Genomic DNA, 23,437 nt, shown 5'->3' on the forward strand with positions numbered 1-23,437 from the left:
ACCCGGCCCTCAGCCGGCCATCGAGGCCGCCAGGTCGGCGCTGATCGAGTCGAAGGCGGAGACGGTGGAGAACAGCCGCCACGCGTCCTGCGGCGTCGGCCAGCTGGACAGCTTCGCCGCCACCACCCGGGCGGCCCGGTTGACGTAGATCATCTGGCCGTGGATGCCGAGGCAGAGCAGCACCGGCCGCGAGGCGTCGGGGATCCAGAACTGGTTGCGATAGAGCCCGCCCGGCATCCGGTTGTCCCCGGGGCTCTCGGCGAAGGCGCGGACCGAGTCCGGGCCGCCGGCGAAGCTGTCCTCGATCCACCACGGCGGCACCACGCCGGCGCCGGTCAAGGACGTACCGGACCTCAAGATCATCAGCCCGAACCGGGCGATGTCGCCGAGGGTGGCGGAGATGCCGCCGTCGTACATCCCGCTGCCCTCGGAGTCGACGCCGATGTTGGCGTCGAACTCGGCCCCGATCCGGGACCAGACCAGGTCGCTCGCCACCTGGGCGAACCGCATCCCGGTGGCGGCCTCGATCACCCAGCCGAGCACGTCGGTCTCACAGCTGCGGTAGTCGAACGCCTGGCCGTGCGGCCGCGCCTGGCGCAGCGACAGCAAGAAGTCACGAAGGCTGCCCGGGACGTCGGGCGAGAGCCGCGGCGCCCAGCCGAAGGCCTGTTCGAGCACCCGGACCTCCGCCCACGGGTCGAGGTATTCCTCGGAGAACTTGATCCCCGAGCGCATGTCGAGCAGGTTCCGCACGGTAGCGCCGGCGTAGCCGCGGTCGTGGAAGGCGGGAATGTAGTAGGTCACGGGCGCCTCGACGTCGACGACGCCCTGCGCGGCCAGCGCTCCGATCACGGTGCCGACCACCGACTTGGAGACCGACATCAGCAGGTGCAGGGTGCTGGGCTCCATTCCGTTCCGATAGCGCTCGACGAGCACCGCCGGGCCCTGCTGGGGATGGTCGTGGACGACCATCCAGCCGTCGGTGTCGGTGTTGGCGATGACGTAGTCGACGTCGGCGACGCGGCCGTCGTTGCAGAGCACGGCAAGCCGATCGGGGTCGTACGTCCGACTCGGGAGCCGCGGGGCGTGCCCCGCGCCACGCGCGATCGGCACGGTCGGAAAGATCTCCGCCATGTGCTGGAAGGTCCACTCCAGCTGTCCCGCGGTCTGCCAGTTGTCCAGCGTGACGGGGAATGGTGGACGACTTGCTCCCGAACCGATCACCGCGACGTTCCCTTCACAACCTGCCTTCACGAGGCGTCAGGCTACCTGCGGTTCGGCCGCCTGTCCGGCGGCCCGGCCCGAGTGGGACTCGCCCCGACACGCCGTCGAACAGATGTTTGAATCTGTCGGTTCCGGGGTCTATGGTTCGAACATGCCTGATCGCGAGGACGCCACGAGCACCGACACGCCGCCCGTCGGTTACCAGATCACCGACGAGAAGCCCGCACCCGCGCCCGCCCGCCGGCGCGGCCGACCGAAGGCTGCCGACGTTGTCGCCCAGCTCGCCGAGCTGGGCGGTGTGACGTCGCTGCCGGACGGCCCGACCGACGCCTATGGGCTGACGCCGCGACAGCGCCGGATCCTGGAGACGATCAAGGAGACGGTGGAGCGCCGTGGCTATCCGCCGAGCATTAGGGAGATGGGCGACGCGGTCGGCCTGGCCAGCTCCTCCAGCGTGGCGCACCAGCTGAAGATGCTCGAGCAGAAGGGCTTCCTGCGCCGCGATCCCAACCGGCCGCGGGCGCTGGAGGTGTTGCTGCCCGCCGCGGTCGATGCCCCCACGGTCCGCTCCGCGAGCGACGGCGGAGACGAGACCGGCTTCGGCGACAAGGCACCGCAGCCGGTGCTGGTGCCGGTGCTCGGCCGGATCGCGGCCGGTGGTCCGATCCTGGCCGAGGAGCGGGTCGAGGACGTCTTCGCCCTCCCCCATCAGCTGGTCGGCGACGGCACGCTGTTCCTGTTGGAGGTGCGCGGCGAGTCGATGATCGACGCCGCCATCTGCGACGGCGACTGGGTAGTCGTGCGGCAGCAGTCGACCGCGGACAACGGCGACATCGTGGCCGCGCTGCTCGACGACGAGGCGACGGTGAAGACCTTCAAGCGGGCCGACGGTCACGTCTGGCTGCTGCCACACAACCCGGCCTACTCCCCCATCGACGGCGACCACGCCTCCATCCTCGGCAAGGTGGTCGCGGTCCTCAGGAAGGTCTGATTCACAGCGCGCTGGGTTCCGCCGTCGCCATCTGGGTGCGGAAGCGGGCGACGGCGCGCAGCTTGTTGGCCACGTCCAGACCCGCGACCTTGTAGGCCTCGGAAAGCGTCGGGTAGTTGAAGACGGTGTCGACCAGGTAGTCGACGGTGCCGCCGCAGCCCATGATCGCCTGGCCGATGTGGACCAGTTCGGTGGCGTTGGTGCCGAAGACGTGCACGCCTAGGATCTCGCGGGTGTCGGAGTGCACGATCAGCTTCAGCATGCCGTAGGAATCGCCAGTGATCTGGCCGCGGGCCAGCTCGCGGTAGCGGGAGATGCCCACCTCGAACGGGATCGAGTCCGAGGTCAGCTCGGCCTCCGAGCGCCCACAGTACGAGATCTCCGGGATCGTGTAGATGCCGATCGGCTGCAGCCCGCGGAGCTCGTTCGCGGGCTCGCCGAAGGCGTGCGACGCAGCCAGCCGGCCCTGGTCCATCGAGGTCGCGGCCAGCGCGGGGAACCCGATCACGTCGCCCACCGCGTAGATGTGCTCGACCGTGGTGCGGTAGTGCTCGTCGACCGCCAGCCGGCCGCGGTTGTCGGCCGCCAGCCCGCCGAGGTCGAGGTTCAGCCCGCCGGTGTTTCCCTGCCGGCCCGCTGAGTGCATGACGACCTCGGCGGCGACCCGCTTGCCCGACGCGAGGGTGGTGATCGTGCCGCGCGGGCCACTCTCGACCGAGGCGACCGTCTCGCCGAACCGGAACGACATGGAGTGGTCGCGGAGGTGGAACTTCAGCGACTCGATGATCTCGGGATCACAGAAGTCCAGCATCTGGGGACGCTTCTCCACCAGCGTCACGCGGGTGCCGAGGGCGGCGAACATCGAGGCATACTCCACCCCGATGACGCCGGCGCCGACTACCACCATCGAGTCCGGCACCCGCTCCAGACTGAGGATCTGGTCGGAGTCGAGCACCCGGATCCCGTCGAAGTCGACGTTGGCCGGCCGGGCCGGCACCGTCCCGGTGGCGATGATGATCTTGTCGGCCGTGAGCGTCCGGTGGATCGAGGTGCCCTCGACGTCGACCGACAGGGTGTGCGGGTCGATGAAGCTGGCGAAGCCGGGCAGCAGCTCGATGTGGTTGCGCAGCAGCTGGGCGCGCACCACCTCGACCTCGCGGCCCACCACGTGCTGCAGCCGGGCCAGCAGGTCGGAGATGGTGATCTCCTCCTTGACCCGGTAGCTGGCACCGTACAGATCGCGCTGCTGCATGCCGGTCAGGTAGAGGACCGCCTCGCGCAGGGTCTTCGACGGGATCGTGCCGGTGTTCACGCAGACGCCGCCGACCATGGACTTGCTGTCGATCACGCAGACCTTGTAGCCGAGCTTGGCGGCCATGATCGCGGCCTTCTGACCGCCCGGCCCGGATCCGATCACCGCCAGGTCGAAATCGTACGAGTGCTCCATACGCGCAGACTTCCACACCATTGTTACGAGGGCTAGCGTCGGCGAGCGATCATCGCGTCGCGAGATAGATCGACGCCGGGGCGTTGGCGAAGTCGGTGCCGGAGCGCCAGGCCGGCGGCAGGCCCGCCTTGGAGCTCAGGGATGTCTGAGCGCTGGTCTGGGTGGGTCCGCCGGCGCCGTCCGGCAGATCGCGGAAGCGCACCATCCCGGACTTGGCCGGGGTGAGCACGGCGAGCCAGTACGGCTGTCCGGCGACCACCTGGACGGGATCGACGCCGATCGCGTTCCAGTCGCCCGCGGCAGGTGCTGCGGTTCGGCCGGTCGCCAGCAATCTGCCCGGCTTGCGGCCGGCGTCGGCGTAGACGCCCACGATCACCTCCCGCGCCGTGCTGCTCTGGTCGAGATAGAGCCGGACCACCGATGCCGCGCCGCTCGACGCGGCAGTGGAGCGGAACGCCTCGGCCGTCCCCGCGGGGTTCGCGTCGACTCGGGGCTGCACGGCCGACGAGCCCACCAACGCCGGATCGGTGGGTGCGGCTTCGATCGCCAGCCCATGGCCGTCCCCGGCCGAGACGGCGACGAAGTCCGATCCGGCCGGTGGGGTGCCGAAGTCGCCGAATCCGCGATAGATCGCGATCGAGCCGTCGCGGCGCAGGAACACGTCGGAGCCGGTTGCCGACGAGGTCGTGGCGATGTCGGCGGCCCGCGGCGGGCCGGACTCCCCCCAGACACCCCAGCCAACGACCGAGCCGTCGGATTTCACCGCAACGCTGTGGTCCTGTCCCGCCGAGATCGCCACCACGCCGGTCAGGCCGGGCGGCGGGGTCGCCTGCCCGACCACGTCGCTGCCCCATCCCACCACGGTCCCGTCGGCGCGAAGCGCCAGCGCGTGCCGCTCCCCGGCGGCGACGGCGACCACGTCGGTCAGGCCCGCCGGCGGATCCAGTGCGGGACCCAGGTCGCCGTAGCAGCCGAGGTTCGGACCGACCGCGCCCCAGCGCACCACCGTGCGCTCGGTCGTCACCGCGAGCGCATAGCCGCACTCCGATCCGGACACCCCGCGGTAGCCACCCGCAGCGATGGCGATCGCGTGCAGGCCGGCCGGAACATCGACCGCTCCGGTCGTATTCGCACCCCAGGCCGCAACGGTCCCGTCGTCGCGCAGCGCGAGCGCGAAGCCCGCGCCCGTCTCGACGTCGACGACGTGGTCGAGCCCGGCCGGAGGTCGGTCCTCGCCGTGCACTGCACCGCCCCAGCCGACGACGGAGCCGTCGGCTGAGACGGCGAGGTCGTACGGGTTGTCGTAGACGTCGCTGGCCGCGACGTCGACGACGTCGTCCAGGCCGGCCGGCGGGGTCAGGGCCGCGGCGGAGGAACCACCGCCCCAAGCGACGACCGTGCCGTGGACAGCCGGAGAGCCTGTCGCCGGCGGGTCGGCGCTGGCCGGTTCGGCGATCGCCGCCGAGCCGAGCGCAAGCGCGATGATCGCAACCGTCGACGTCCAGGTGTTCCGCCCGTGCCTGCGCATCTCGCTCCCTCGCGTTGCCTTGCGGCGGACACTAGGGGACGCCCGTAGGGCTTGCGCGGTGCGCGAAGAATTCACCTCAACCCATCAGGGCGAGCACCTTCTCGACGGTCCGGACGTTGCGAACCGTCGCGCTCACGCCGACCAGCTTGGCGAACTTTTCCGCGAGTTCCGACGTGCCGAGGCCCTGACCGTAGTGGACGTACACCTCGGTGCCGGCCACCGTGAACGGCTCGTGCTCCTTGGCCAGCGTCGCCAGCCGGTCCGCGGCACCGGCCGGTGCCCGGGCGGCGAGGAAGGCCACGGTGACCTTGCTCGGCTCGCCGTCGGGGTACGGGTTGGCGGCGAGGATCTTCGTCAGCCCGGCCTGCGAGCGGACGCACACGTCGACGCCGAACCCGAACTCGTCCTTGATCGCGGAGGCCAGCTCGCGCTCCAGCGTGGCCGGTTTCTTGGTCGAGCTGAAGACGAGGTTGCCGCTGTTGATGTACGTCGCCACCTCGCTGTAGCCGAGCCCCTCGGCGAGCGCTCGCAGTCGGGCCATCGGGACCTTCTTCGCTCCACCGACGTTGATCCCGCGCAGGAACGCCGCGTACGTCGTCATGGCCTCATCTTCACATCGGCCCGTCCGGCCGGGGCGATGACCTACAGTTGGCGGCATGGGTCACGGCGACGACCTGGCGATGCCGTCAGGCGCTGACGTCACCTCGCTGACCCGATTCCTGCACCAGGCGCATGACCGGTTCGTCGTCACCGGGCAGACCCACCGCGCACTGCGCCGGGTGGTCGCCGAGTCCTGGCAGCGCAGTCTCGCGGCGGGCCTGGACCCGGAGGTCTCCCTGGCCCGGATCGGGCTGGACGACGGCCGGCTGGCCGAGATCCGAGCGGCGCATCCGCTGGCCGCCGCGATGCCGGTGATCCGGCGGCTGCTGGTCGACGGCCTGAGTGACGCCGGGATGCTGGTCGCGGTGAGCGACGCGGCCGGGCAGCTGCTCTGGGTGGAGGGCGATCGGCAGATGCGCACCCGGGCGGAGGGCATGCACTTCGTGCCGGGCGCGGACTGGAGCGAACAGAGCGCCGGGACGAACGCGCCGGGCACCGCGCTCGCCCTCGACACCCCGGTGCAGCTGTTCGGTCCCGAGCATCTGGCTCGCCAGGTCACACCCTGGAGCTGTTCCGCCGCACCGATCCACGACATCGACACCGGCGCGATGCTCGGGGTGCTCGACATCACCGGCGGCAACGACGTCGCCGCGCCGCACACGCTGGCGCTCGTGCGGGCGACGGTGGCGGCGGTAGAGGCCGAGCTGCGGCTGGAGCGGCTCACTCCGAGAGGACCCGAGCTGACCGCCGTGCAGTGGCTGCGGCCACGGCTGGCGGTGCTCGGCGGCCGGTCGGCGACGCTGCGCTTCGGCGCTCAGGCCACCACGTTCAGCCCGCGACACAGCGAGATCCTGGTGCTGCTCGCCGAGTCCTCGGACGGGCTGACCGCGGCCGAGCTCGCGGTGGCGATCAGCGAGACCGAGCAGGCCGGGGTGACTGTGCGCGCCGAACTGTCCAGGCTCCGTGGGCTGCTCGGACCGCTCCGGCTGGACTCGCGGCCGTACCGGCTCGACGGGGACTTCTCCACCGACATCGCCGACGTCCGGGCCGATCTCGCCGGCGGACGGCTCCGGCGGGCGGTGGCGCACTATCGCGGACCGCTGCTGCCGTACTCCGAGGCGCCGGGCGTCGTCGACCTGCGCGAGGAGTTGCACGCGGTGCTGCGCTCGGCGCTGATCAGCAGCGGCGATGCGGACGCCCTGCTCGCCTTCGCCGACACCGCGCACGGACGTGACGACTTCGAGGTCTGGGCGGCCGCAATGAACGCGTTGCCGGCCAGCTCGCCGCGCCGGCCACAGGTCGCGGCCCATCTGGAGCGACTGGACCGGCTGTTCGGCTGAGGCTGCTGTCGAAGGGCTCAGGGCACATACCGCGTTGCAACGTTGCCGCAACCGCGATCGACCTAGCGTCGGCCCATCGAAGCTCGCCGCCCGGGGGGCGGCCGGACGAAGGAGTCTGATCAGCGCATGACGGTCTACGCGAATCCCAACACCGACGGCAGCGTCGTCAGCTACCGCTCCCGCTACGACAACTGGATCGGCGGTGAGTGGGTACCCCCGGTCAAGGGCCAGTACTTCGAGAACCCGTCGCCGGTCACCGGCAAGACCTTCTGCGAGGTCGCTCGTGGCACGGCCGAGGACATCGAGCTGGCCCTCGACGCCGCCCATGCCGCCGCGCCGGCCTGGGGCAAGACCGCCGCCAACGACCGGGCCAACGTCCTCAACAAGATCGCCGACAGGATCGAGGCGAACCTGGAGATGCTCGCCGTCGGCGAGACCTGGGACAACGGCAAGGCGGTCCGGGAGACCCTCGCCGCCGACCTGCCTCTGGCCGTCGACCACTTCCGCTACTTCGCCGGGGTGCTGCGTGCCCAGGAGGGCCACATCAGCCAGATCGACGAGGACACCGTCGCCTACCACTTCCACGAACCGCTCGGCGTGGTCGGCCAGATCATCCCCTGGAACTTCCCGATCCTGATGGCCACCTGGAAGCTCGCCCCGGCGCTGGCCGCCGGCAACGCCGTCGTGCTGAAGCCCGCCGAGCAGACCCCGGCCTCGATCATGTTGCTGGTCGAGCTGATCGCCGACCTGCTGCCGCCCGGCGTCCTCAACGTGGTCAACGGCTTCGGGGTCGAGGCCGGCAAGCCGCTCGCATCGTCGAACCGGATCCGCAAGATCGCGTTCACCGGCGAGACCACCACCGGCCGGTTGATCATGCAGTACGCCAGTCAGAACCTGATCCCGGTCACGCTCGAGCTCGGCGGCAAGAGCCCGAACATCTTCTTCTCCGACGTCGCCAACACCCAGGACGCCTTCTACGACAAGGCTCTCGAGGGGTTCGCCATGTTCGCCCTGAACCAGGGCGAGGTCTGCACCTGTCCGAGCCGGGCTCTGATCCAGAACTCGATCATGGACTCGTTCCTGCCGGCGGCGACGGACCGGGTGAAGAAGATCCAGCAGGGCAACCCGCTGGACACCGAGACCATGATGGGCGCCCAGGCCAGCAACGACCAGCTGGAGAAGATCTTGTCCTACATCAAGATCGGTGCCGAGGAGGGCGCCCGGATCATCACCGGTGGTGAGCGGGTCGATCTCGGCGGCGAGCTGTCCGGCGGCTACTACGTCGCGCCGACGATCTTCTCCGGCCACAACAAGATGCGGATCTTCCAGGAGGAGATCTTCGGCCCCGTGGTCGCGGTCACCGGCTTCGACGGATACGAGGACGCGATCGAGATCGCCAACGACACGCTGTACGGCCTCGGTGCTGGCGTGTGGTCACGCGACGTCAACACGGCGTACCGGGCGGGCCGCGACATCCAGGCCGGCCGGGTCTGGACGAACTGCTACCACGCCTACCCGGCGCACGCGGCGTTCGGCGGCTACAAGGGCTCCGGCATCGGGCGAGAGAACCACGCCATGATGCTGGACCACTACCAGCAGACCAAGAACCTGCTGGTGTCGTACTCCCCCGACGCGCTCGGCTTCTTCTGATCGGCAGGTTCTCGATCATGGTCGAGCGAGTGGCCGTGACCCCGGCGGCGGCGGAGCTGCTCCGCCGCCTCCGGGACACCCACGGTCCGCTGATGTTCCACCAGTCCGGCGGCTGCTGCGATGGGTCGTCGCCGATGTGCTACCCGCTCGGCGACTTCCTGACCGGGGACTCCGACGTCCATCTCGGCGACCTCGACGCGGGCACCCCCGAACCGATTCCGGTCTGGATGAGCGAGAGCCAGTTCCGTTACTGGCGGCACACCCACCTCACCATCGACGCGGTACCCGGCCGCGGGGCCGGCTTCTCGCTGGAGGCGCCGGAGGGGGTGCGGTTCCTGATCCGCTCCCGGCTGTTCACCGACGCGGAGTACGCTGAGCTCGGCGAGGTCCCTCCGGTCAGCGGTTCCGAGCGAGCACCTGCAGTCGGGAGTAGGCCGCGCTGAACTTGTTCTGGTCGATCGGGCTCGAGCTGTACTGCCAGAACGTGTAGAACGGCCACTTGCCCGGCAGCGTGCCCGGCGTCGACGTGCCGTAGCGGGCCACCCACAGCGGGTTGGTCTTGGCGAACTTCGTGCTGTCGCCGGTGCAGCGCTTCCACCAGTCGGCGGTGGTGTAGATCACCGCGTCCCGGTTGGTGCGCTTCTTGTACTGGGTGACGAAGTCGGAGATCCACTTGACCATCGCGGTCTTGGACAGCCCGTAGCACGTGTTGCCGCCGTACGGGTTGTATTCGATGTCGAGCACGCCCGGCAGGGTCTTGCCGTCGGCTCGCCAGCCGCCGCCGTACTTCACGAAGTAGTCGGCCTGGGTCTTGCCGCTCGCTCCGGACGGGTTGGCGAAGTGGTACGCCCCGCGGATCAGTCCGGCCTTGGCAGCGCCGCCGTACTGCGAGCTGAAGTACGGGTTGCGGTAGCTGTTTCCCTCCGTGGCCTTGACGTAGGCGAAGACCCGCTTCTGCGACGTGTAGCTCGCCCAGTTGACGTTCTTCTGGTAGCTGGCGACGTCGATGCCGAGCACGCCGCTCATCGGCACGAGCTTCTTGCTGGCCGCTGACGACACGGCGCCGTCGGCGGTGAGCGCTGACTGGACCCCCTTGGCGGCAATCTCGAGCCGGGCCGTACGCCAGCCCATCGGCGCGTTGCCGGCCTCGATCCCGACGGCCCTGGCCTCGGCGTTCGGCACGAGCCGCTTCGCCGCCGGCCGCTGCACGGTCGGTAGCTTCGTGGTCGGGAGCTTGCGGGTGGGCAGGCCGATCCGGGTCGCGGGCCGCGGGTCGGCGGTCGGGTCTGGAGCCGCGTCGGCGGTCGGGACCGTGACGGCCAGCAGGCTCAGCGACGCGACGCTCACCAGCAGGGTGAGCCGACGGCTCTGGGGGCGAGGGGTCATGGCGGGTTCCTCGGTCGGGCGGCGGCGACTGGTGGCCTCGCCATGTCACTGGCGCCCCCGCAGGCTCGTGCTGCACTCTAAGTGAATCGCATCACACGGTCCACAGAGTGCTGATCAGGTCTCAACCTTCACTTCACATCGATCCCGCCCGGCCCGCCGCGCCCGTTGGTCGACCGCTTCAGGGTGTGAAACACGGTCCACCGGACGACGCGAGAGTTATCCACAGATTGCTCTCGCGGAACCTGACGATGGCGAATCCGCCGATGGGGTGATCGGCATGAATCAGATCTGGACCACCCATGAGTTGGTGGAACGCGGCTTCACCCATGCCGAACTGGCCCGGCTGGTGCGGGCCGGAAGTCTCGCGAGGGTCCGGCCCGGTGCGTACGAGCTGACGACCGCCGGCACTGCCGACCTGGGCCGACGGGCGCACGCGGGTCCACATCACCCGCAGTCGCGGAGGCGGCGCCCGGACGCGCCGGCTCGTGCAGGTCCACGGGGCCACGCTGACGCCGGCCGACGTGGTCGTGGTCGACGGCGTTGCCGCGACCAGCGTGGCGCGGACGGTGCTGGACCTGGCCCGTACCGTCCCGTTCGAGCAGGCCGTAGCGGCCGGTGATCGCGCCCTCGCGAGCGGCCTGGACCGGCTCGCGCTCGACGGGTGCCTCGATCGGATGATCGGCTGGCCGGGGTCGCGCCAGGCGCAGCGGGTGGCCGACTTCCTCGATCCGCTGAGCGAGAGTGCCGGCGAGTCGGTCAGCCGGGTGCGGTGCTGGGAGGAGGGGCTGCCGGCACCGCAGTTGCAGTACGTCATCCGCGACGCACACGGTCGGCAGGTCGCGCGCTGCGACGTCGCCTAGGAGGAGTACCGCACCGTCGGGGAGTTCGACGGGAAGGTGAAATACGGCGAGCTGTTGCGGCCGGGCGAGACCGCAGCGGACGTCGTGCTCGCCGAGCGGCGCCGCGAGCAGGCGATCCGCGACCAGGGCTGGCAGGTGGCCCGCTGGCTGTGGGAGGACCTGTATCGGCCGGGCGCGGTTCGGGACCCGGCTGCGCCAGGCCTTCCGGCTCGCCGCTGCCTGATCCTGCATCCTCTGTGTTAGCCAGGGGCGTGAGGCGGCAGCGGGGGGTGTGAAGCGTGCCGGTCGCCTCAGCGGCGCGGGCGCTGTGTGGCGGACACCGACTTGATGACCAGCCGGAAGCCGGGCGAGGTGTCCATCGGAACGCGCGCGAGCGGGACGGCGGCGTCGATCAGGGCCCGCAGCTCGGGACGGGCCAAGTCGTCGGGCCCGGCGAGCCGTACCGAGCGGACCACCTTTCCCTCACCCCGCAGCAGACCTGCCGGATCGGCGAGTTCCGTCGCCCGCTGCAGGAAGCACAGATTCACCCGCGTGCGGTCGGCCGCCAGCGAGAACGGCGCGTCGGACGGACGTTCGGTCGGCCCGAAGCCGATGACCAGGAAGTTGTAGTTGTCATACACCATCTGGATGGCGCCGGGGAACCGCTCCCGCATCGCCTTCCGGCAGCCTCGGATCTGCGCCTGCATCGCCGGAGCGAACTTCGCGATGAAACCGTCGAGCTCCGCTTCCGGGTCCACCGGCTGACAGTAGCGCTTCACACCTCCGGCTGACGCCGCACACCCCGAGTGGAGGGTGTGCGGCGGCAGCGAGGGGTGTGAAGCGACAGTCAGGGGTGTGAAGCGGCAGCGCGGGGTGTGAAGCGGCAGCGGGGCGGCCTGAGCCCAGGGGGCACAAGGCGGGAGGGCTACACCATCATCTGGCGGGCGGTGGGCGGGATCGGCCGGGGCAGCTTGGTGGAGCCCGAGAGGTACTGGTCCACGCCGGCGGCGCAGGCCCGGCCCTCGGCTATCGCCCAGACGATCAGGGACTGGCCACGGCCGGCATCGCCGCAGGCGAACACGCCTTCGACGTTGGTCGCGTAGTCCTCGTCCCGGGCGATGTTGCTGCGCGGATCGCGCTCGACCCCCAACTGGTCGACCACCGTGTCGGACTCCGGGCCGGTGAAGCCCATCGCCAGCAGCACCAGGTCGGCCGGGATCTCCTGCTCGGTCCCCTCGATCGCGACCAGCTTGCCGGCGTCGAACTTCACCTCGCTCATCCGGAGCGAGGTGACCTTGCCGTCCGCACCGCAGAACTCCGAGGTGGAGACCGAGTAGACCCGCTCCCCCGCCTCCTCGTGTGCGGAGGACACCCGGTAGATCATCGGGTACGTCGGCCACGGCTGGTTGACCGGCCGGTCGTCCGGCGGGGTCGGCAGGATCTCCAGCTGGGTCACCGACTTGGCGCCCTGCCGGATCGAGGTGCCGAGGCAGTCCGCACCGGTGTCGCCGCCGCCAATGATCACGACGTGCTTGTCCTTGGCGGTCACCTGGTTCTCGACCTTCTTGCCGCGGGCCACCCGGTTGGCCTGGGGCAGGAACTCCATCGCCTGGTAGATGCCCTCGAGCTCGCGGCCGGGCACCGGCAGGTCGCGCCCGATGGTGGAGCCGACCGCGATCACGACCGCGTCGTAGCGCTCCTTCAGCTGGGCCCAGGTCGGGTTCACCCCGACGGTGACGCCGCAGCGGAAGTTCGTCCCCTCGTCCTTCATCTGCCGGATCCGGCGGTCGAGGACGTACTTCTCCATCTTGAACTCGGGGATGCCGAAGCGGAGCAGGCCGCCCGGCTCCTCGGCCCGCTCGAACACCGCGACGGTGTGACCCGCGCGGGTCAGCTGCTGGGCCGCGGCCAGCCCGGCCGGTCCGGAGCCGACCACGGCGACCGTCTTGCCGGTGTGCCACTCGGGCGGCTGCGGGGCGACCCGGCGCTCGTCCCAGGCCTTGTCGATGATCGAGACCTCGACGTTCTTGATCGTCACCGCGTCCCGGTTGATGCCGACCACGCACGCGGTCTCGCACGGCGCCGGGCACAGCCGGCCGGTGAACTCGGGGAAGTTGTTGGTGGCGTGCAGCCGCTCCAGCGCCTCGTTCCAGTCGCTGCGCCAGACCAGGTCGTTCCACTCCGGGATCAGGTTCCCCAGCGGACAGCCGGTGTGGCAGAACGGGATGCCGCAGTCCATGCACCGACCGGCCTGCTCGGTGATGATCGGCAGCAGGGCCCGCCCGGGCGTGCCGGGATAGACCTCTTTCCAGTCGTGAATCCGCTCGTGCACCGGCCGCCGCTCGGCGACCTTCCGCGGCGTGGTGATGAAACCTCGGGGATCAGCCATGTGCGGCCTCCATCATGCGGGTGGTCGTCGCGGCCTCGTCGAGACCTTCGCGGGCGGCCTGGTCGCGGGCGGCCAGCACCCGGGCGTAGTCGCGCGGCAGCACCTTAGTGAACCGGCCGACGGCGCTCTCCCAATCGGCCAGCAGGCCGTCGGCGACCGCCGACTCGGTCTCCTCGAAGTGCCGGGTGACCAGGTGCTTCAGCTCGTCCTGGTCGGCCGGCGAGAGCTCCAGGGCATCGACCAGCTCCGTGTTCAACAGGCTGGTGTCGAGGTCCAGGAAGTAGCCGATGCCACCCGACATGCCCGCCGCGACGTTGCGCCCGGTGCCGCCGAGGACGACCACGAGGCCACCGGTCATGTACTCGCAGCCGTGATCGCCGAGGCCCTCGACGACCGCGGTGACGCCGGAGTTGCGGACACAGAACCGCTCCCCCACCTTGCCGCGGATGAAGATCTCGCCGGACGTGGCGCCGTACGCGATCACGTTGCCGGCGATGATGTTGTCCTCCGCGACGAAGGTCGCCGACCGGTCGGGACGGATCACCAGCCGGCCGCCGGACAGGCCCTTGCCGAGGTAGTCGTTGGTGTCGCCCTCGAGCCGCAGGGTCACCCCGGCCGGCAGGAACGCGCCGAAGCTCTGCCCGGCAGAGCCTTGGAACGTGATGTCGATCGTGCCGTCCGGGAAGCCCTTGCCCTGGGTGGCCTTGGTCACCTCGTGGCCGAGGATGGTGCCGACGGTCCGGTTGACGTTGCGGATCTTCAACGACGCACGGACCGCGTCGCCGGTCTCCAGCGCCGGCTTGCAGAGCGCGATCAGCTCCTGGTCCAGCGCCACCTCGATGCCGTGGTCCTGGCCGGTGACGTTGTGCATCGGGGTGCCCTCGGGCAGCTCCGGCCGGTAGAGGATCGGCCGGAGGTCGAGCCCGTGCGCCTTCCAGTGCGCCTCGGCGGCGGCAGTGTCCAGCACCTCGGCATGGCCGATCGCCTCCTCGATGCTGCGGAAACCGAGCGCCGCGAGGTGCTCGCGCACCTCCTCGGCGATGAACTCGAAGAAGTTCACGACGAACTCCGGCTTGCCGGAGAACTTCTTGCGCAGCTCGGCGTTCTGGGTGGCGACGCCGACCGGGCAGGTGTCGAGGTGGCAGACCCGCATCATGATGCAACCGGACACGACCAGCGGTGCGGTGGCGAAGCCGAACTCCTCGGCACCGAGCAGAGCGCCGATCACCACGTCCCGGCCCGTCTTCAGCTGGCCGTCGACCTGGACCACGATCCGGTCCCGCAGCCCGTTCAGCAGCAGGGTCTGCTGGGTCTCGGCCAGGCCGAGCTCCCACGGACCGCCGGCGTGCTTGAGCGAGGTCAGCGGCGCCGCGCCGGTGCCGCCGTCGTGGCCGGAGATCAGCACCACGTCGGCCTTGGCCTTGGAGACGCCGGCTGCGACCGTACCGACGCCGACCTCGGCTACCAGCTTGACGTGCACCCGCGCGCTCGGGTTGGCGCACTTCAGGTCGTGGATCAGCTGCTTCAGATCCTCGATCGAGTAGATGTCGTGGTGCGGCGGCGGCGAGATCAGTCCCACGCCCGGCGTCGAGTGCCGGGTCTTGGCGACCCACGGGTAGACCTTCTGGCCGGGCAGCTGGCCGCCCTCGCCGGGCTTGGCGCCCTGCGCCATCTTGATCTGGATGTCGCTGGCGTTGGTCAGGTAGTCCGACGTCACGCCGAACCGGCCCGAGGCGACCTGCTTGATCGCGCTGCGCCGCTCCGGGTCGTACAGCCGGTCGACGTCCTCGCCGCCCTCGCCGGTGTTGGACTTGCCGCCGATCCGGTTCATCGCGATCGCCAGCGTTTGGTGCGCCTCCAGGCTGATCGACCCGTAGCTCATCGCACCGGTGGAGAACCGCTTGACGATCTCGCTGACCGGCTCGACCTCCTCGATCGGGATCGGCTCGCGCCGGCTGGCGAACCGCAGCAGCCCGCGCAGCGTCATCAGCCTCTCGGACTGGTCGTCGATGTGCCGGGTGTACTGCTTGAAGATGTCGTAGCGGCCGGTCCGGGTGGAATGCTGCAGCCGGAACACCGTCTCCGGGTCGAACAGGTGCGGCTCACCTTCGCGGCGCCACTGGTACTCACCGCCGACCGGCAGCGTGCGGTGGGCCAGCGGGATGCCGTCCGCCGGGTACGCGACCAGGTGCCGCCGCTTGACCTCCTCGGCGATCTCGGCCAGGCCGATCCCGCCGAGCTTGCTGGTGGTGCCGGTGAAGTACTCGTCGACCAGCTCCCGGGACAGCCCGAGGGCCTCGAAGATCTGCGCGCCGGTGTAGCTGGCCACCGTCGAGATGCCCATCTTGCTCATCACCTTCAGCACGCCCTTGCCGAGCGACTTGATGACGTTCTTGATGGCCTTTTCGGGCTCGATGTCGACGTACACCCCGGAGCGGGCGAGGTCCTCGACGGTCTCGATCGCCAGGTAGGGGTTGACGCCCGCGGCGCCGAAGCCGATCAGCAGCGCGACGTGGTGCACCTCGCGGACGTCACCGGCCTCGACCACCAGGCCTACCTGGGTCCGGGTCTTCTCGCGGACCAGGTGATGGTGGATCGCCGACGTCAGCAGCAACGACGGGATCGGTGCCAGCTCGGCGGTCGAGTGCCGGTCCGACAGCACGATCGTCCGGGCGCCGTTCTCGATCGCCTCGGAGACCTCGGAGCACAGCTGGTCGAGCTTGCCGGCCAGCGCCTCCGCCCCGCCGTGGACGTCGTACAGGCCCCGGGCCACGTGGGTGGCATAGCCCGGCAGGTCGCCGTCCCGGTTGATCTTGACGATCTTGGTCAGCTCGTCGTTGTCCAGCACCGGGAACGGCAGCACCACCCGGCGGCAGGACGCCGGACCGGGATCGAGCAGGTTCCACTCCGGGCCGATGGTGTTGTAGAGGGAGGTGACGAGCTCCTCCCGGATGGCGTCCAGGGGCGGGTTGGTGACCTGGGCGAACAGCTGGCTGAAGTAGTCGAACAGCAGCCGGGGCTTGTCGCTGAGCGCCGCGACCGGGGTGTCGGTGCCCATCGAGCCGATCGGCTCCGCGCCCTTGGCGGCCATCGGGGCCAGGATCAGCCGCAGCTCCTCCTCGGTATAGCCGAAGATCTGCTGCCGGCGGGCGACCGAGGCGTGGCTGTGCACGACGTGCTCGCGCTCGGGCAGGTCCGACAGCAGCAGCCGGCCACCGAGCAGCCATTCGCCGTACGGCGCCGCGCTCGCCAGCTGGTCCTTGATCTCGTCGTTGGAGATCAGCCGGTGCTGGCCGAGGTCGGCCAGGAACATCCGGCCGGGCTGCAGCCGGCCCTTCTCGATCACCTTCTCCTGCGGGATGTCCAGCACGCCGGCCTCGGAGGCCAACACCACCAATCCGTCGTCGGTGACCCAGTAGCGCCCGGGGCGCAGGCCGTTGCGGTCCAGCACCGCGCCGATCTGCGTGCCGTCGGTGAAGACCACGCCGGCCGGTCCGTCCCACGGCTCCATCAGGCAGGAGTGGAAGGCGTAGAACTCCTTGCGCCGCTGGTCCATCACGGCGTTGTTCTCCCACGCCTCCGGGATCATCATCAGCATGGCGTGCGGCAGCGACCGGCCGGCCAGGTGCAGCAGCTCCACCACCTCGTCGAAGGAGGCCGAATCGGACGCGTCCGGGGTGCAGATCGGGAACAGCCGCTCCAGGTCGCCCGGAATGACGTCGGACTTCAGCAGCGCCTCCCGGGCGCGCATCCAGTTCCGGTTGCCCTTGGCGGTGTTGATCTCGCCGTTGTGGGCGATCATCCGGAACGGGTGGGCCAGCTCCCAGGCCGGGAACGTGTTGGTCGAGAAGCGGGAGTGGACGACCGCGAGCGCGCTCGCCATCCGCTCGTCGAGCAGCTCGGGGAACACCAGCTCGAGCTGCTCGGTGGTCAGCATGCCCTTGTAGACCAGGGTGCGGCATGACAGCGACGCGAAATAGACGCCGGCCTCGTGCTGGGCGCGACGGCGCAGGCAGTACGCCCGGCGCTCCAGCGCCAGCCCCTGCAGCGGCTGGCCCTTGGCGGCCACGAACAGCTGCTGGAAGAACGGCATGTTGCCGCGGGTGACGTCGGACAGCGACGAGTCGTCGGTCGGCACGGTGCGCCAGCCGAGCACCTGCAGGTGCTCCTCGTCGGCGATCCGCTCGATCGTCTCCCGGGCGGCCGCCGCGGCGGACTCATCGGTCGGCAGGAAGGCGTTGCCCACCGCGTACGCCCCCGCTCGGGGCAGGTCGAAGCCGGCCTGCTCCGATCCGGTCTGCCCCGATCCGGTTTGGGAACGGAGGAACGCGTCCGGCACCTGCATCAGGATGCCCGCGCCGTCGCCGGTCCTCGGGTCCGCGCCGGTGGCGCCTCGGTGGTCGAGATTGCGCAGCGCCTCCAGACCCTGGGCGACGATGGCGTGGCTGGGCTGGCCGGTCAGGGTGGCGACGAACGCGACGCCGCAGGCGTCGTGCTCGTAGGCGGGGTCGTACAGGCCCTGCGCGGCGGGCAGGGCGGCAGATCCGAACTGGCGGGTGCCAGGAGCGAGCGTCATGAAGAACTCCCGTCGTCGAAGCCAGCGTCCGGTGGGCGATGTCTCCCGCGGTCGGCGTGCGGCGTGCATCGTCACGCCATTCACAAGCACGGGACGTCGCTGGCCCACGGAATGGTTGGCTTAGGTTAACGCACGTCATCCACCCCGATGACACTCCGAATCCCGGGCTGACCTGGAGCGGCGAGTGTCCGTGGAGGAACGCACGAGGGAACGCGGTGCAGGGGCGCCGCGACCGCGAATTGCGCGGCGCTCGGCGCGTCTCACAGCGCAACATTGCGCCTGACGGCAAGTGTGGGACAGATCACACCACCGCCTAGCGGTCGCGATCGCTGTCCTTCGGGTGCTTCTGGCAACTTCGCGCGGATCCGATCGGTGGCCGGTCCCGCAGTGCACAGCCTAGTGGACGCGGGCGAACACGTCGCGTCTCGATTCCGCCGGCGGACGCAGCGCAGCCGCCCGAGCTCGGGCGGCTGCGCTAGGTGCGGGTGTCCGGGGAGCGGGTGTCTCGGGAGCGCTGCCCGGCGGAATCCTCACCGGCGCCGGGCTCCGCGGGCTCCTCATCCTCCGCCAGCTCCCCACGATCCCCCGGCTCCTGGTCCTCCGCCGGCTCCGCATCCTCGGGTGTCTGCTCGGCGGTGAGCGGTGCCGCGGGCTGCGGTCGAGGCTCGACCACCTCTTCCCGGCCGGGCCGGTTCTTGACCAGCCAGCCGAACCAGAGCAGGGCGATCACGAACACGATCAGCGAGGTGTAGTTGTTCAGCCGGAAGCCGCCGATCTCGTTGACGGTGTCGATCCGCAGCGACTCGATCCAGAACCGGCCGAGGGTGTAGAAGACGACGTACAAGGCGAAGACCTTGCCGTGCCCGAGGCGGAACCGGCGATCCAGCAGCACCAACGCCAGCGCGACCAGCAGGCACCAGATCAGCTCGTACAGGAAGGTCGGGTGGAACGTCGCGTACTGCTCGTAGCCGAGCGGCCGGTAGCGCTCGTCGATCTCCAGGCCCCACGGCAGCGTGGTCGGCCGGCCGAAGAGTTCCTGGTTGAACCAGTTCCCGAGCCGGCCGATGGCCTGGGCGACGGCCAGGCCAGGGGCGATGGAGTCGAGCAGGGCCGGGAAGGCGAGCTTGCGCCGCCGGGCGACCAGGTAGCCGCCGAGGATGCCGAACGCGACCGCGCCCCAGATGCCGAGCCCGCCGTGCCAGATCTTGAGCGCGTCGATCGGGGTCATCGGGGCGTCGGCGCCGAAGTAGAGCTCGTAGTCGGTGATCACGTGATAGAGCCGGGCGCCGACGATGCCGAACGGGATGCCGACGACGACGCACATCTCCAGGCTCTCCGCCGTGCCGCCACGAGCCACCCAGCGCCGGCTGCCGATCACCATCGCCACGATGATGCCGGCGATGATGCAGAGGGCGTACGCGCGGAGCGGGAAGCCGAAGACGTACCAGACCCCGGTCGGCGGACTGGGGATGAACAGCGGTACGAGGGAGTCGATCACGGCACCCATCCTCACATCACCGCCCTAGAACAGGGCGGGTTTCACTTCTTGGCGGCGTCGGCGATGAGCTGGTTGAGCTTGTCCACGGTCAGGGTGGAGATGTCGACCTCGGAGTCGCCGATGAACATCGTCGGGGTCTGGTTCACCCCGGCCTGGCCGGCGGCGGTGTTGATCGAGTCGACCCAGCTCTGGTGCGCGTTCTGCTGGACGCAACTGCTGAAACCGCTCGGCGTCTTGCCGCCGGTGACCTGGTCGGCGAGGCTGATCAGTTGCTCGTTGGTCCACTGCAGGGTGTGGTTGGCGAACAGCCCGGTGTAATAGGCCTGGCCGAAGCCCTCCTCGGCCGCGCACGCCATCGCGTTGGCCGCCGTGACCGAGCCCTGGTCGATGAAGGACATCGGATAGAGCGCGACCGCCACCGTGCCGGCGTTCTGGGCAGCGGTGATGGTCGACCCGAACGCCTCCTCGAACTCGGCGCAGTGCGGGCAGTGGAAGTCCTCGTAGAGCTTGATGGTGACCGGAGCGCCGGCCTTGCCGAGCACGATCGGCTGCCCGTTGGTGATGGTGACCGGCGCGAAGCTGACCGACCCGGAGGCAGACGGGGCCGGGCCGACCGAGGGCGCCCGGGACGTCCGCCAGGCCTGGAACACGATGCCGCCGCCGACCAGCAACACCACCAGGGCCGACGACACGATGATCAGGATGCGCCGGTCTCGCTTGCGCCGCCGGGCCTGTTCCTCCCGCTGCCGGGCCCGGTCCCGGGCGTTGCCGCTCTTGGGGTTGCCGCCCTTGGGGTTCCCACCCTTGGCGCCGTCACCCTTGGAGCCACCGCCCGGGGGCTTGCTGCTCACTGCTCGTCCTCCTCGATCTCGCCGTCGTCGATGCCGTCGTCATGGTCGATGGCGTAGCGGCTCTCGGGCCGCCAGGCCAACCAGACGGCCGACAGCAGCAGTCCTACGTCGCGCAGGATCTCCGCGGCATAGGCCGTTTGGCCCGGGGCCACCTGTCCTCCGCCCCCGAAGCAGCCGCAGTCGATGCTCAATCCCCGCGCGGCGGCCGAGGTCACGGCGACGATGAACACCACCATCAGCACGCCGGCAGCGATCGCCGCGACCCGGGTGAACAGCCCCACGATCAGCAGCAGCCCGAGCGCGATCTCGGCGAAGGGCAGTCCCCAGCCGACGATCCGGGCGAGCCCGTCGGGCAGCAGCTGGTAGGCCCGGACGGCCTGGACCGAGGTCTGCGGGTCGATCACCTTCAGCCCGCCCGCGACCAGCAGCACCCCGCCGAGAACGAGGCGCAGCACGGTCGAGATCCAGGGGGCGGCTCGATCGAGACGCGTCCTGGTTTCGGTGGCGGAGCTCACGCCTGGGCTAACCCGGCGGCCGCCAGATTGGTTCCCTCGCGGACGCCCTCAGCCAGATCCGCGACCGCCGCGCGGAGGGCGCTGAGATCGTCGGGAGTGCCCGCGTCCTCGGCGTCCAACAGGGTTTTGACCAGAGCGGATCCGACAATCGCCGCGTCGGCGTAGCGGGTCACCTCGAGCGCCTGGGCCCCGTTGGAGATGCCGATTCCGACGCCGACCAGGACGTCGGGATCGACGGCCCGGATCCGCGCGACGAGCTCCGGTGCGGCGTTGGAGACCTGGCTACGAACCCCGGTCACGCCCATCACCGCCGTCGCGTAGACCCAGCCCCGGCAGGCCGCCGTCGTGCTGGCCAGCCGCTCGTCGGTGGAGGACGGGGAGACCAGGAAGACCCGGTCCAGGCCGTGCCGGTCGGAGACCTCGAGCCAGACCTCGGCCTCGTCGGGGGTCAGATCGGGGGTGATCAGGCCAGAGCCGCCGGCCGCGGCCAGGTCGCGGGCGAACGCGTCCGGACCGTAGTGCTCGATCAGGTTCCAGTACGTCATCACGACGGCCTGGGTGCCCGCACCGGCAACCGCCTCGGCGGCCCGGAAGACGTCGCGGGTCCGGACCCCGCGCTCCAACGCCCGGGTGCCGGCCCGCTGGATGGTCGGGCCGTCCATCATCGGGTCGCTGTAGGGCAAGCCGATCTCGACCAGGTCGACACCCGGTGAGTCGCCCTCGCCGGTCAGTGCCCGCAGCGCCTGCAGCGAGATCTCGACGGTCGGGTAACCGACGTGCAGGAAGCCGACGAGGGCGCCGCGCCCCTCCGCCTTGGCCGCGGCGAACGCCTCGCCGCTGCGGCCGTACCGGCTCGGCTCGGGGCTCACCTCTGGGCTCCCGAGCTCGTGCCCTTGGTGTCCAGGCCGAAGTAGGTGATGGCGGTGTCCACGTCCTTGTCGCCGCGGCCCGACAGGCTGGTCAGGATGAGCGGCGGCTCGCCGTCGTCCCTGGTCAGCGTCTTGCCGAGCTTCAATGCGCCGGCCAGTGCGTGGGCCGACTCGATGGCGGGCACGATCCCTTCGGTCCGCGACAGCAGCCGGAACGCCTCCATCGCCTCCGCGTCGGTGATCGGGGCGTAGTGGGCCCGGCCGGTGCGGGCCAGCCAGGAGTGCTCGGGGCCGACGCCGGGATAGTCGAGCCCGGCGGAGATGGAGTGTGACTCCTTGGTCTGGCCGTCGGAGTCCATCAGGACGTACGTCCGCATGCCGTGCAGCACGCCGACCTCGCCCTCGGAGATGGTCGCGGCGTGCCGGCCGGTGTCCAGCCCGTCGCCGCCGGCCTCGAACCCGTGCAGCGCCACCTCGGCGTCGGGGATGAAGTCGGCGAAGATGCCGAGCGCATTCGAGCCGCCGCCGACGCAGGCCGCGACGGCATCCGGCAGCCGGCCGTACCGGTCCAGCAGCTGCGCGCGCGCCTCGGTGGAGATGATCCGCTGGAACTCGCGAACCAGCAGCGGGAACGGGTGCGGCCCGGCCACGGTACCGATCAGGTAGTGGGTCGAGTCGACGCTGGCGACCCAGTCGCGCATCGCGTCGTTCATGGCGTCCTTGAGCGTCTGCGTGCCGGACTCGACGGCGATCACCTCGGCCCCGAGCAGCCGCATCCGGGCCACGTTCAGGGCCTGCCGCTCGGTGTCGACCTTGCCCATGTAGACGGTGCAGTCCAGCCCGAACAGCGCGGCGGCGGTGGCCGTGGCGACCCCGTGCTGGCCCGCGCCCGTCTCCGCGATCACCCGCGTCTTGCCCATCCGCTTGGTCAGCAGCGCCTGGCCGAGAACGTTGTTGATCTTGTGCGAGCCGGTGTGGTTCAGGTCCTCGCGCTTGAGCACGATCCGGGGAGCCGGCCCGCCGTCGGGCTTCGCATGCTCGGCGAACCGCGGCACCTCGGTGATCGGGCTGGGCCGGCCGGTGTAGTCGGTCAGCAACGTCGACAACTCCGCGGAGAAGCTGGGGTCGGCCTGCGCGTCGCGGAACGCCTGCTCCAACTGCAGCAGGGCCGCCACCAGCGCCTCGGGGACGAACCGCCCGCCGAACTCCTCGAAGTGGCCGCGGGCGTCGGGCAGCCCGGCGCCGCTCGCTGGGGCCGGCGGCGGGGTCGTGGTGCCCGGGGGTTCGGTTGCGTGCAGGGACACAGCAGAGCTTCCGTTCGTCGATGACGGGGTCGCCGTCGAGACTAGTCCGTGTTTCCTGCCGCTTCGCGCCCGCTCCGCGCCCCGAGACTCTCGCTTCCTCTCTCACGCGCAGCCCCCGGGTTCGCTGCCGCTGCCACGGCAGAGTCGAGGGCTGCTCGTTCGGTCGGAAGTGAAAGCCGGCGCTCCGCTACCCGACGCTCACCGGCGTGTTTCCTGCCGCTTCGCGCCCGTTCCGCGCCCCGAGACTCTCACTTCCTCTCTCACGCGCAGCCCCGGGTTCGCTGCCGCTGCCACGGCAGAGTCGAGGGCTGCTCGTTCGGTCGGAAGTGAAAGCCGGCGCTCCGCTACCCGACGCTCACCGGCGTGTTCCCGGCCGCTTCGCGCCCGCTCCGCGCCCCGAGACTCTCACTTCCTCCACCGGGCAACGCGG

General features: G+C 70.3%; 19 protein-coding genes. 6 read left to right on the forward strand and 13 right to left on the reverse strand.

The annotated features are described in order from the left end of the window. Positions 1-9 precede the first annotated feature (9 nt). The gene (locus ABD747_RS05320) at positions 10-1,254 is read right to left on the reverse strand and encodes a serine hydrolase domain-containing protein (RefSeq protein WP_344802120.1); all 1,245 of its coding nucleotides are present in this window, start codon (positions 1,252-1,254) and stop codon (positions 10-12) included. A 121-nt stretch (positions 1,255-1,375) separates the two neighbouring features. Between ABD747_RS05320 and lexA the strand changes: the two genes are divergently transcribed. Continuing rightward, on the forward strand, positions 1,376-2,215 hold the full coding sequence (lexA, locus tag ABD747_RS05325; RefSeq protein ID WP_344802122.1) for a transcriptional repressor LexA: 840 nt from the start codon (positions 1,376-1,378) through the stop codon (positions 2,213-2,215). 1 nt (position 2,216) lies between these two features. On the opposite strand, the gene sthA is transcribed toward lexA, so the two are convergent. The 3 genes from sthA to ABD747_RS05340 form a co-directional block, all read right to left on the reverse strand. Beyond that, a complete protein-coding gene (gene sthA / locus ABD747_RS05330; protein ID WP_344802124.1) occupies positions 2,217-3,662 on the reverse strand; it encodes a Si-specific NAD(P)(+) transhydrogenase in 1,446 nt (481 codons plus the stop codon). A gap of 49 nt (positions 3,663-3,711) precedes the next feature. Then, positions 3,712-5,190, reverse strand: coding sequence for an RCC1 domain-containing protein (locus ABD747_RS05335; RefSeq protein ID WP_344802126.1), 1,479 nt, complete (start codon positions 5,188-5,190; stop codon positions 3,712-3,714). A gap of 76 nt (positions 5,191-5,266) precedes the next feature. Further along, entirely contained in the window at positions 5,267-5,791 is a 525-nt protein-coding gene (locus tag ABD747_RS05340) for a DUF1697 domain-containing protein (protein ID WP_344802128.1), read from the reverse strand. A gap of 55 nt (positions 5,792-5,846) precedes the next feature. Here ABD747_RS05340 and ABD747_RS05345 point away from each other — a divergent pair, with 55 nt between their 5' ends. The 3 genes from ABD747_RS05345 (at position 5,847) to ABD747_RS05355 (ending at position 9,223) form a co-directional block, all read left to right on the forward strand. Further along, complete coding sequence (locus ABD747_RS05345) at positions 5,847-7,130, forward strand: GAF domain-containing protein (RefSeq protein WP_344802130.1); 1,284 nt, start codon at positions 5,847-5,849, stop codon at positions 7,128-7,130. A 126-nt stretch (positions 7,131-7,256) separates the two neighbouring features. Beyond that, positions 7,257-8,780: an aldehyde dehydrogenase gene (gene adh, locus ABD747_RS05350; RefSeq protein WP_344802132.1), complete on the forward strand. Its 1,524-nt coding sequence runs from the start codon at positions 7,257-7,259 to the stop codon at positions 8,778-8,780. A 17-nt stretch (positions 8,781-8,797) separates the two neighbouring features. Continuing rightward, a complete protein-coding gene (locus tag ABD747_RS05355; protein ID WP_344802134.1) occupies positions 8,798-9,223 on the forward strand; it encodes a DUF779 domain-containing protein in 426 nt (141 codons plus the stop codon). On the opposite strand, the gene ABD747_RS05360 is transcribed toward ABD747_RS05355, so the two are convergent. Further along, on the reverse strand, positions 9,177-10,166 hold the full coding sequence (locus ABD747_RS05360; RefSeq protein ID WP_344802136.1) for a lysozyme: 990 nt from the start codon (positions 10,164-10,166) through the stop codon (positions 9,177-9,179). The genes ABD747_RS05355 and ABD747_RS05360 overlap by 47 nt on opposite strands. 485 nt (positions 10,167-10,651) lie before the next feature. Between ABD747_RS05360 and ABD747_RS05365 the strand changes: the two genes are divergently transcribed. Both ABD747_RS05365 and ABD747_RS05370 read left to right on the forward strand, forming a co-directional pair. Next, complete coding sequence (locus tag ABD747_RS05365; protein WP_344802138.1) at positions 10,652-11,026, forward strand: hypothetical protein; 375 nt, start codon at positions 10,652-10,654, stop codon at positions 11,024-11,026. A 36-nt stretch (positions 11,027-11,062) separates the two neighbouring features. After that, positions 11,063-11,269 carry a hypothetical protein gene (locus ABD747_RS05370; RefSeq protein WP_344802140.1) on the forward strand — a complete coding sequence of 69 codons (207 nt, stop codon included), beginning with the start codon at positions 11,063-11,065 and terminating at the stop codon, positions 11,267-11,269. A 47-nt stretch (positions 11,270-11,316) separates the two neighbouring features. Here the strand turns inward: ABD747_RS05370 and ABD747_RS05375 are convergent, their stop codons facing one another. The 8 genes from ABD747_RS05375 to trpB form a co-directional block, all read right to left on the reverse strand. Then, the gene (locus ABD747_RS05375; RefSeq protein WP_344802142.1) at positions 11,317-11,763 is read right to left on the reverse strand and encodes a hypothetical protein; all 447 of its coding nucleotides are present in this window, start codon (positions 11,761-11,763) and stop codon (positions 11,317-11,319) included. Positions 11,764-11,930: 167 nt separating this feature from the next. Beyond that, positions 11,931-13,394 (reverse strand): glutamate synthase subunit beta, encoded by a 1,464-nt coding sequence (locus tag ABD747_RS05380; protein ID WP_344802144.1) that lies wholly within the window; start codon positions 13,392-13,394, stop codon positions 11,931-11,933. Beyond that, positions 13,387-17,970: a glutamate synthase large subunit gene (gene gltB, locus ABD747_RS05385; RefSeq protein ID WP_344802146.1), complete on the reverse strand. Its 4,584-nt coding sequence runs from the start codon at positions 17,968-17,970 to the stop codon at positions 13,387-13,389. The genes ABD747_RS05380 and gltB overlap by 8 nt, the downstream gene beginning before the upstream one ends. Positions 17,971-18,445: 475 nt before the next feature. Further along, positions 18,446-19,477, reverse strand: coding sequence for a prolipoprotein diacylglyceryl transferase (gene lgt, locus ABD747_RS05390; RefSeq protein ID WP_425562485.1), 1,032 nt, complete (start codon positions 19,475-19,477; stop codon positions 18,446-18,448). A 32-nt stretch (positions 19,478-19,509) separates the two neighbouring features. Continuing rightward, on the reverse strand, positions 19,510-20,319 hold the full coding sequence (locus tag ABD747_RS05395; protein WP_344802150.1) for a DsbA family protein: 810 nt from the start codon (positions 20,317-20,319) through the stop codon (positions 19,510-19,512). After that, positions 20,316-20,834: a MauE/DoxX family redox-associated membrane protein gene (locus tag ABD747_RS05400; protein WP_344802151.1), complete on the reverse strand. Its 519-nt coding sequence runs from the start codon at positions 20,832-20,834 to the stop codon at positions 20,316-20,318. Before ABD747_RS05400 ends, ABD747_RS05395 begins: the two co-directional genes overlap by 4 nt. Continuing rightward, positions 20,831-21,703, reverse strand: a complete 873-nt coding sequence (trpA, locus tag ABD747_RS05405) for a tryptophan synthase subunit alpha (RefSeq protein WP_344802153.1) — start codon at positions 21,701-21,703, stop codon at positions 20,831-20,833. The genes ABD747_RS05400 and trpA overlap by 4 nt, the downstream gene beginning before the upstream one ends. Then, complete coding sequence (gene trpB / locus ABD747_RS05410; protein ID WP_425562488.1) at positions 21,700-23,001, reverse strand: tryptophan synthase subunit beta; 1,302 nt, start codon at positions 22,999-23,001, stop codon at positions 21,700-21,702. The genes trpA and trpB overlap by 4 nt, the downstream gene beginning before the upstream one ends. Positions 23,002-23,437: the final 436 nt, after the last annotated feature.

The sequence above is a fragment of the Microlunatus ginsengisoli genome (genome assembly GCF_039537205.1).
In the GTDB taxonomy this organism is placed as follows: Bacteria; Actinomycetota; Actinomycetes; order Propionibacteriales; family Propionibacteriaceae; genus Microlunatus; species Microlunatus ginsengisoli.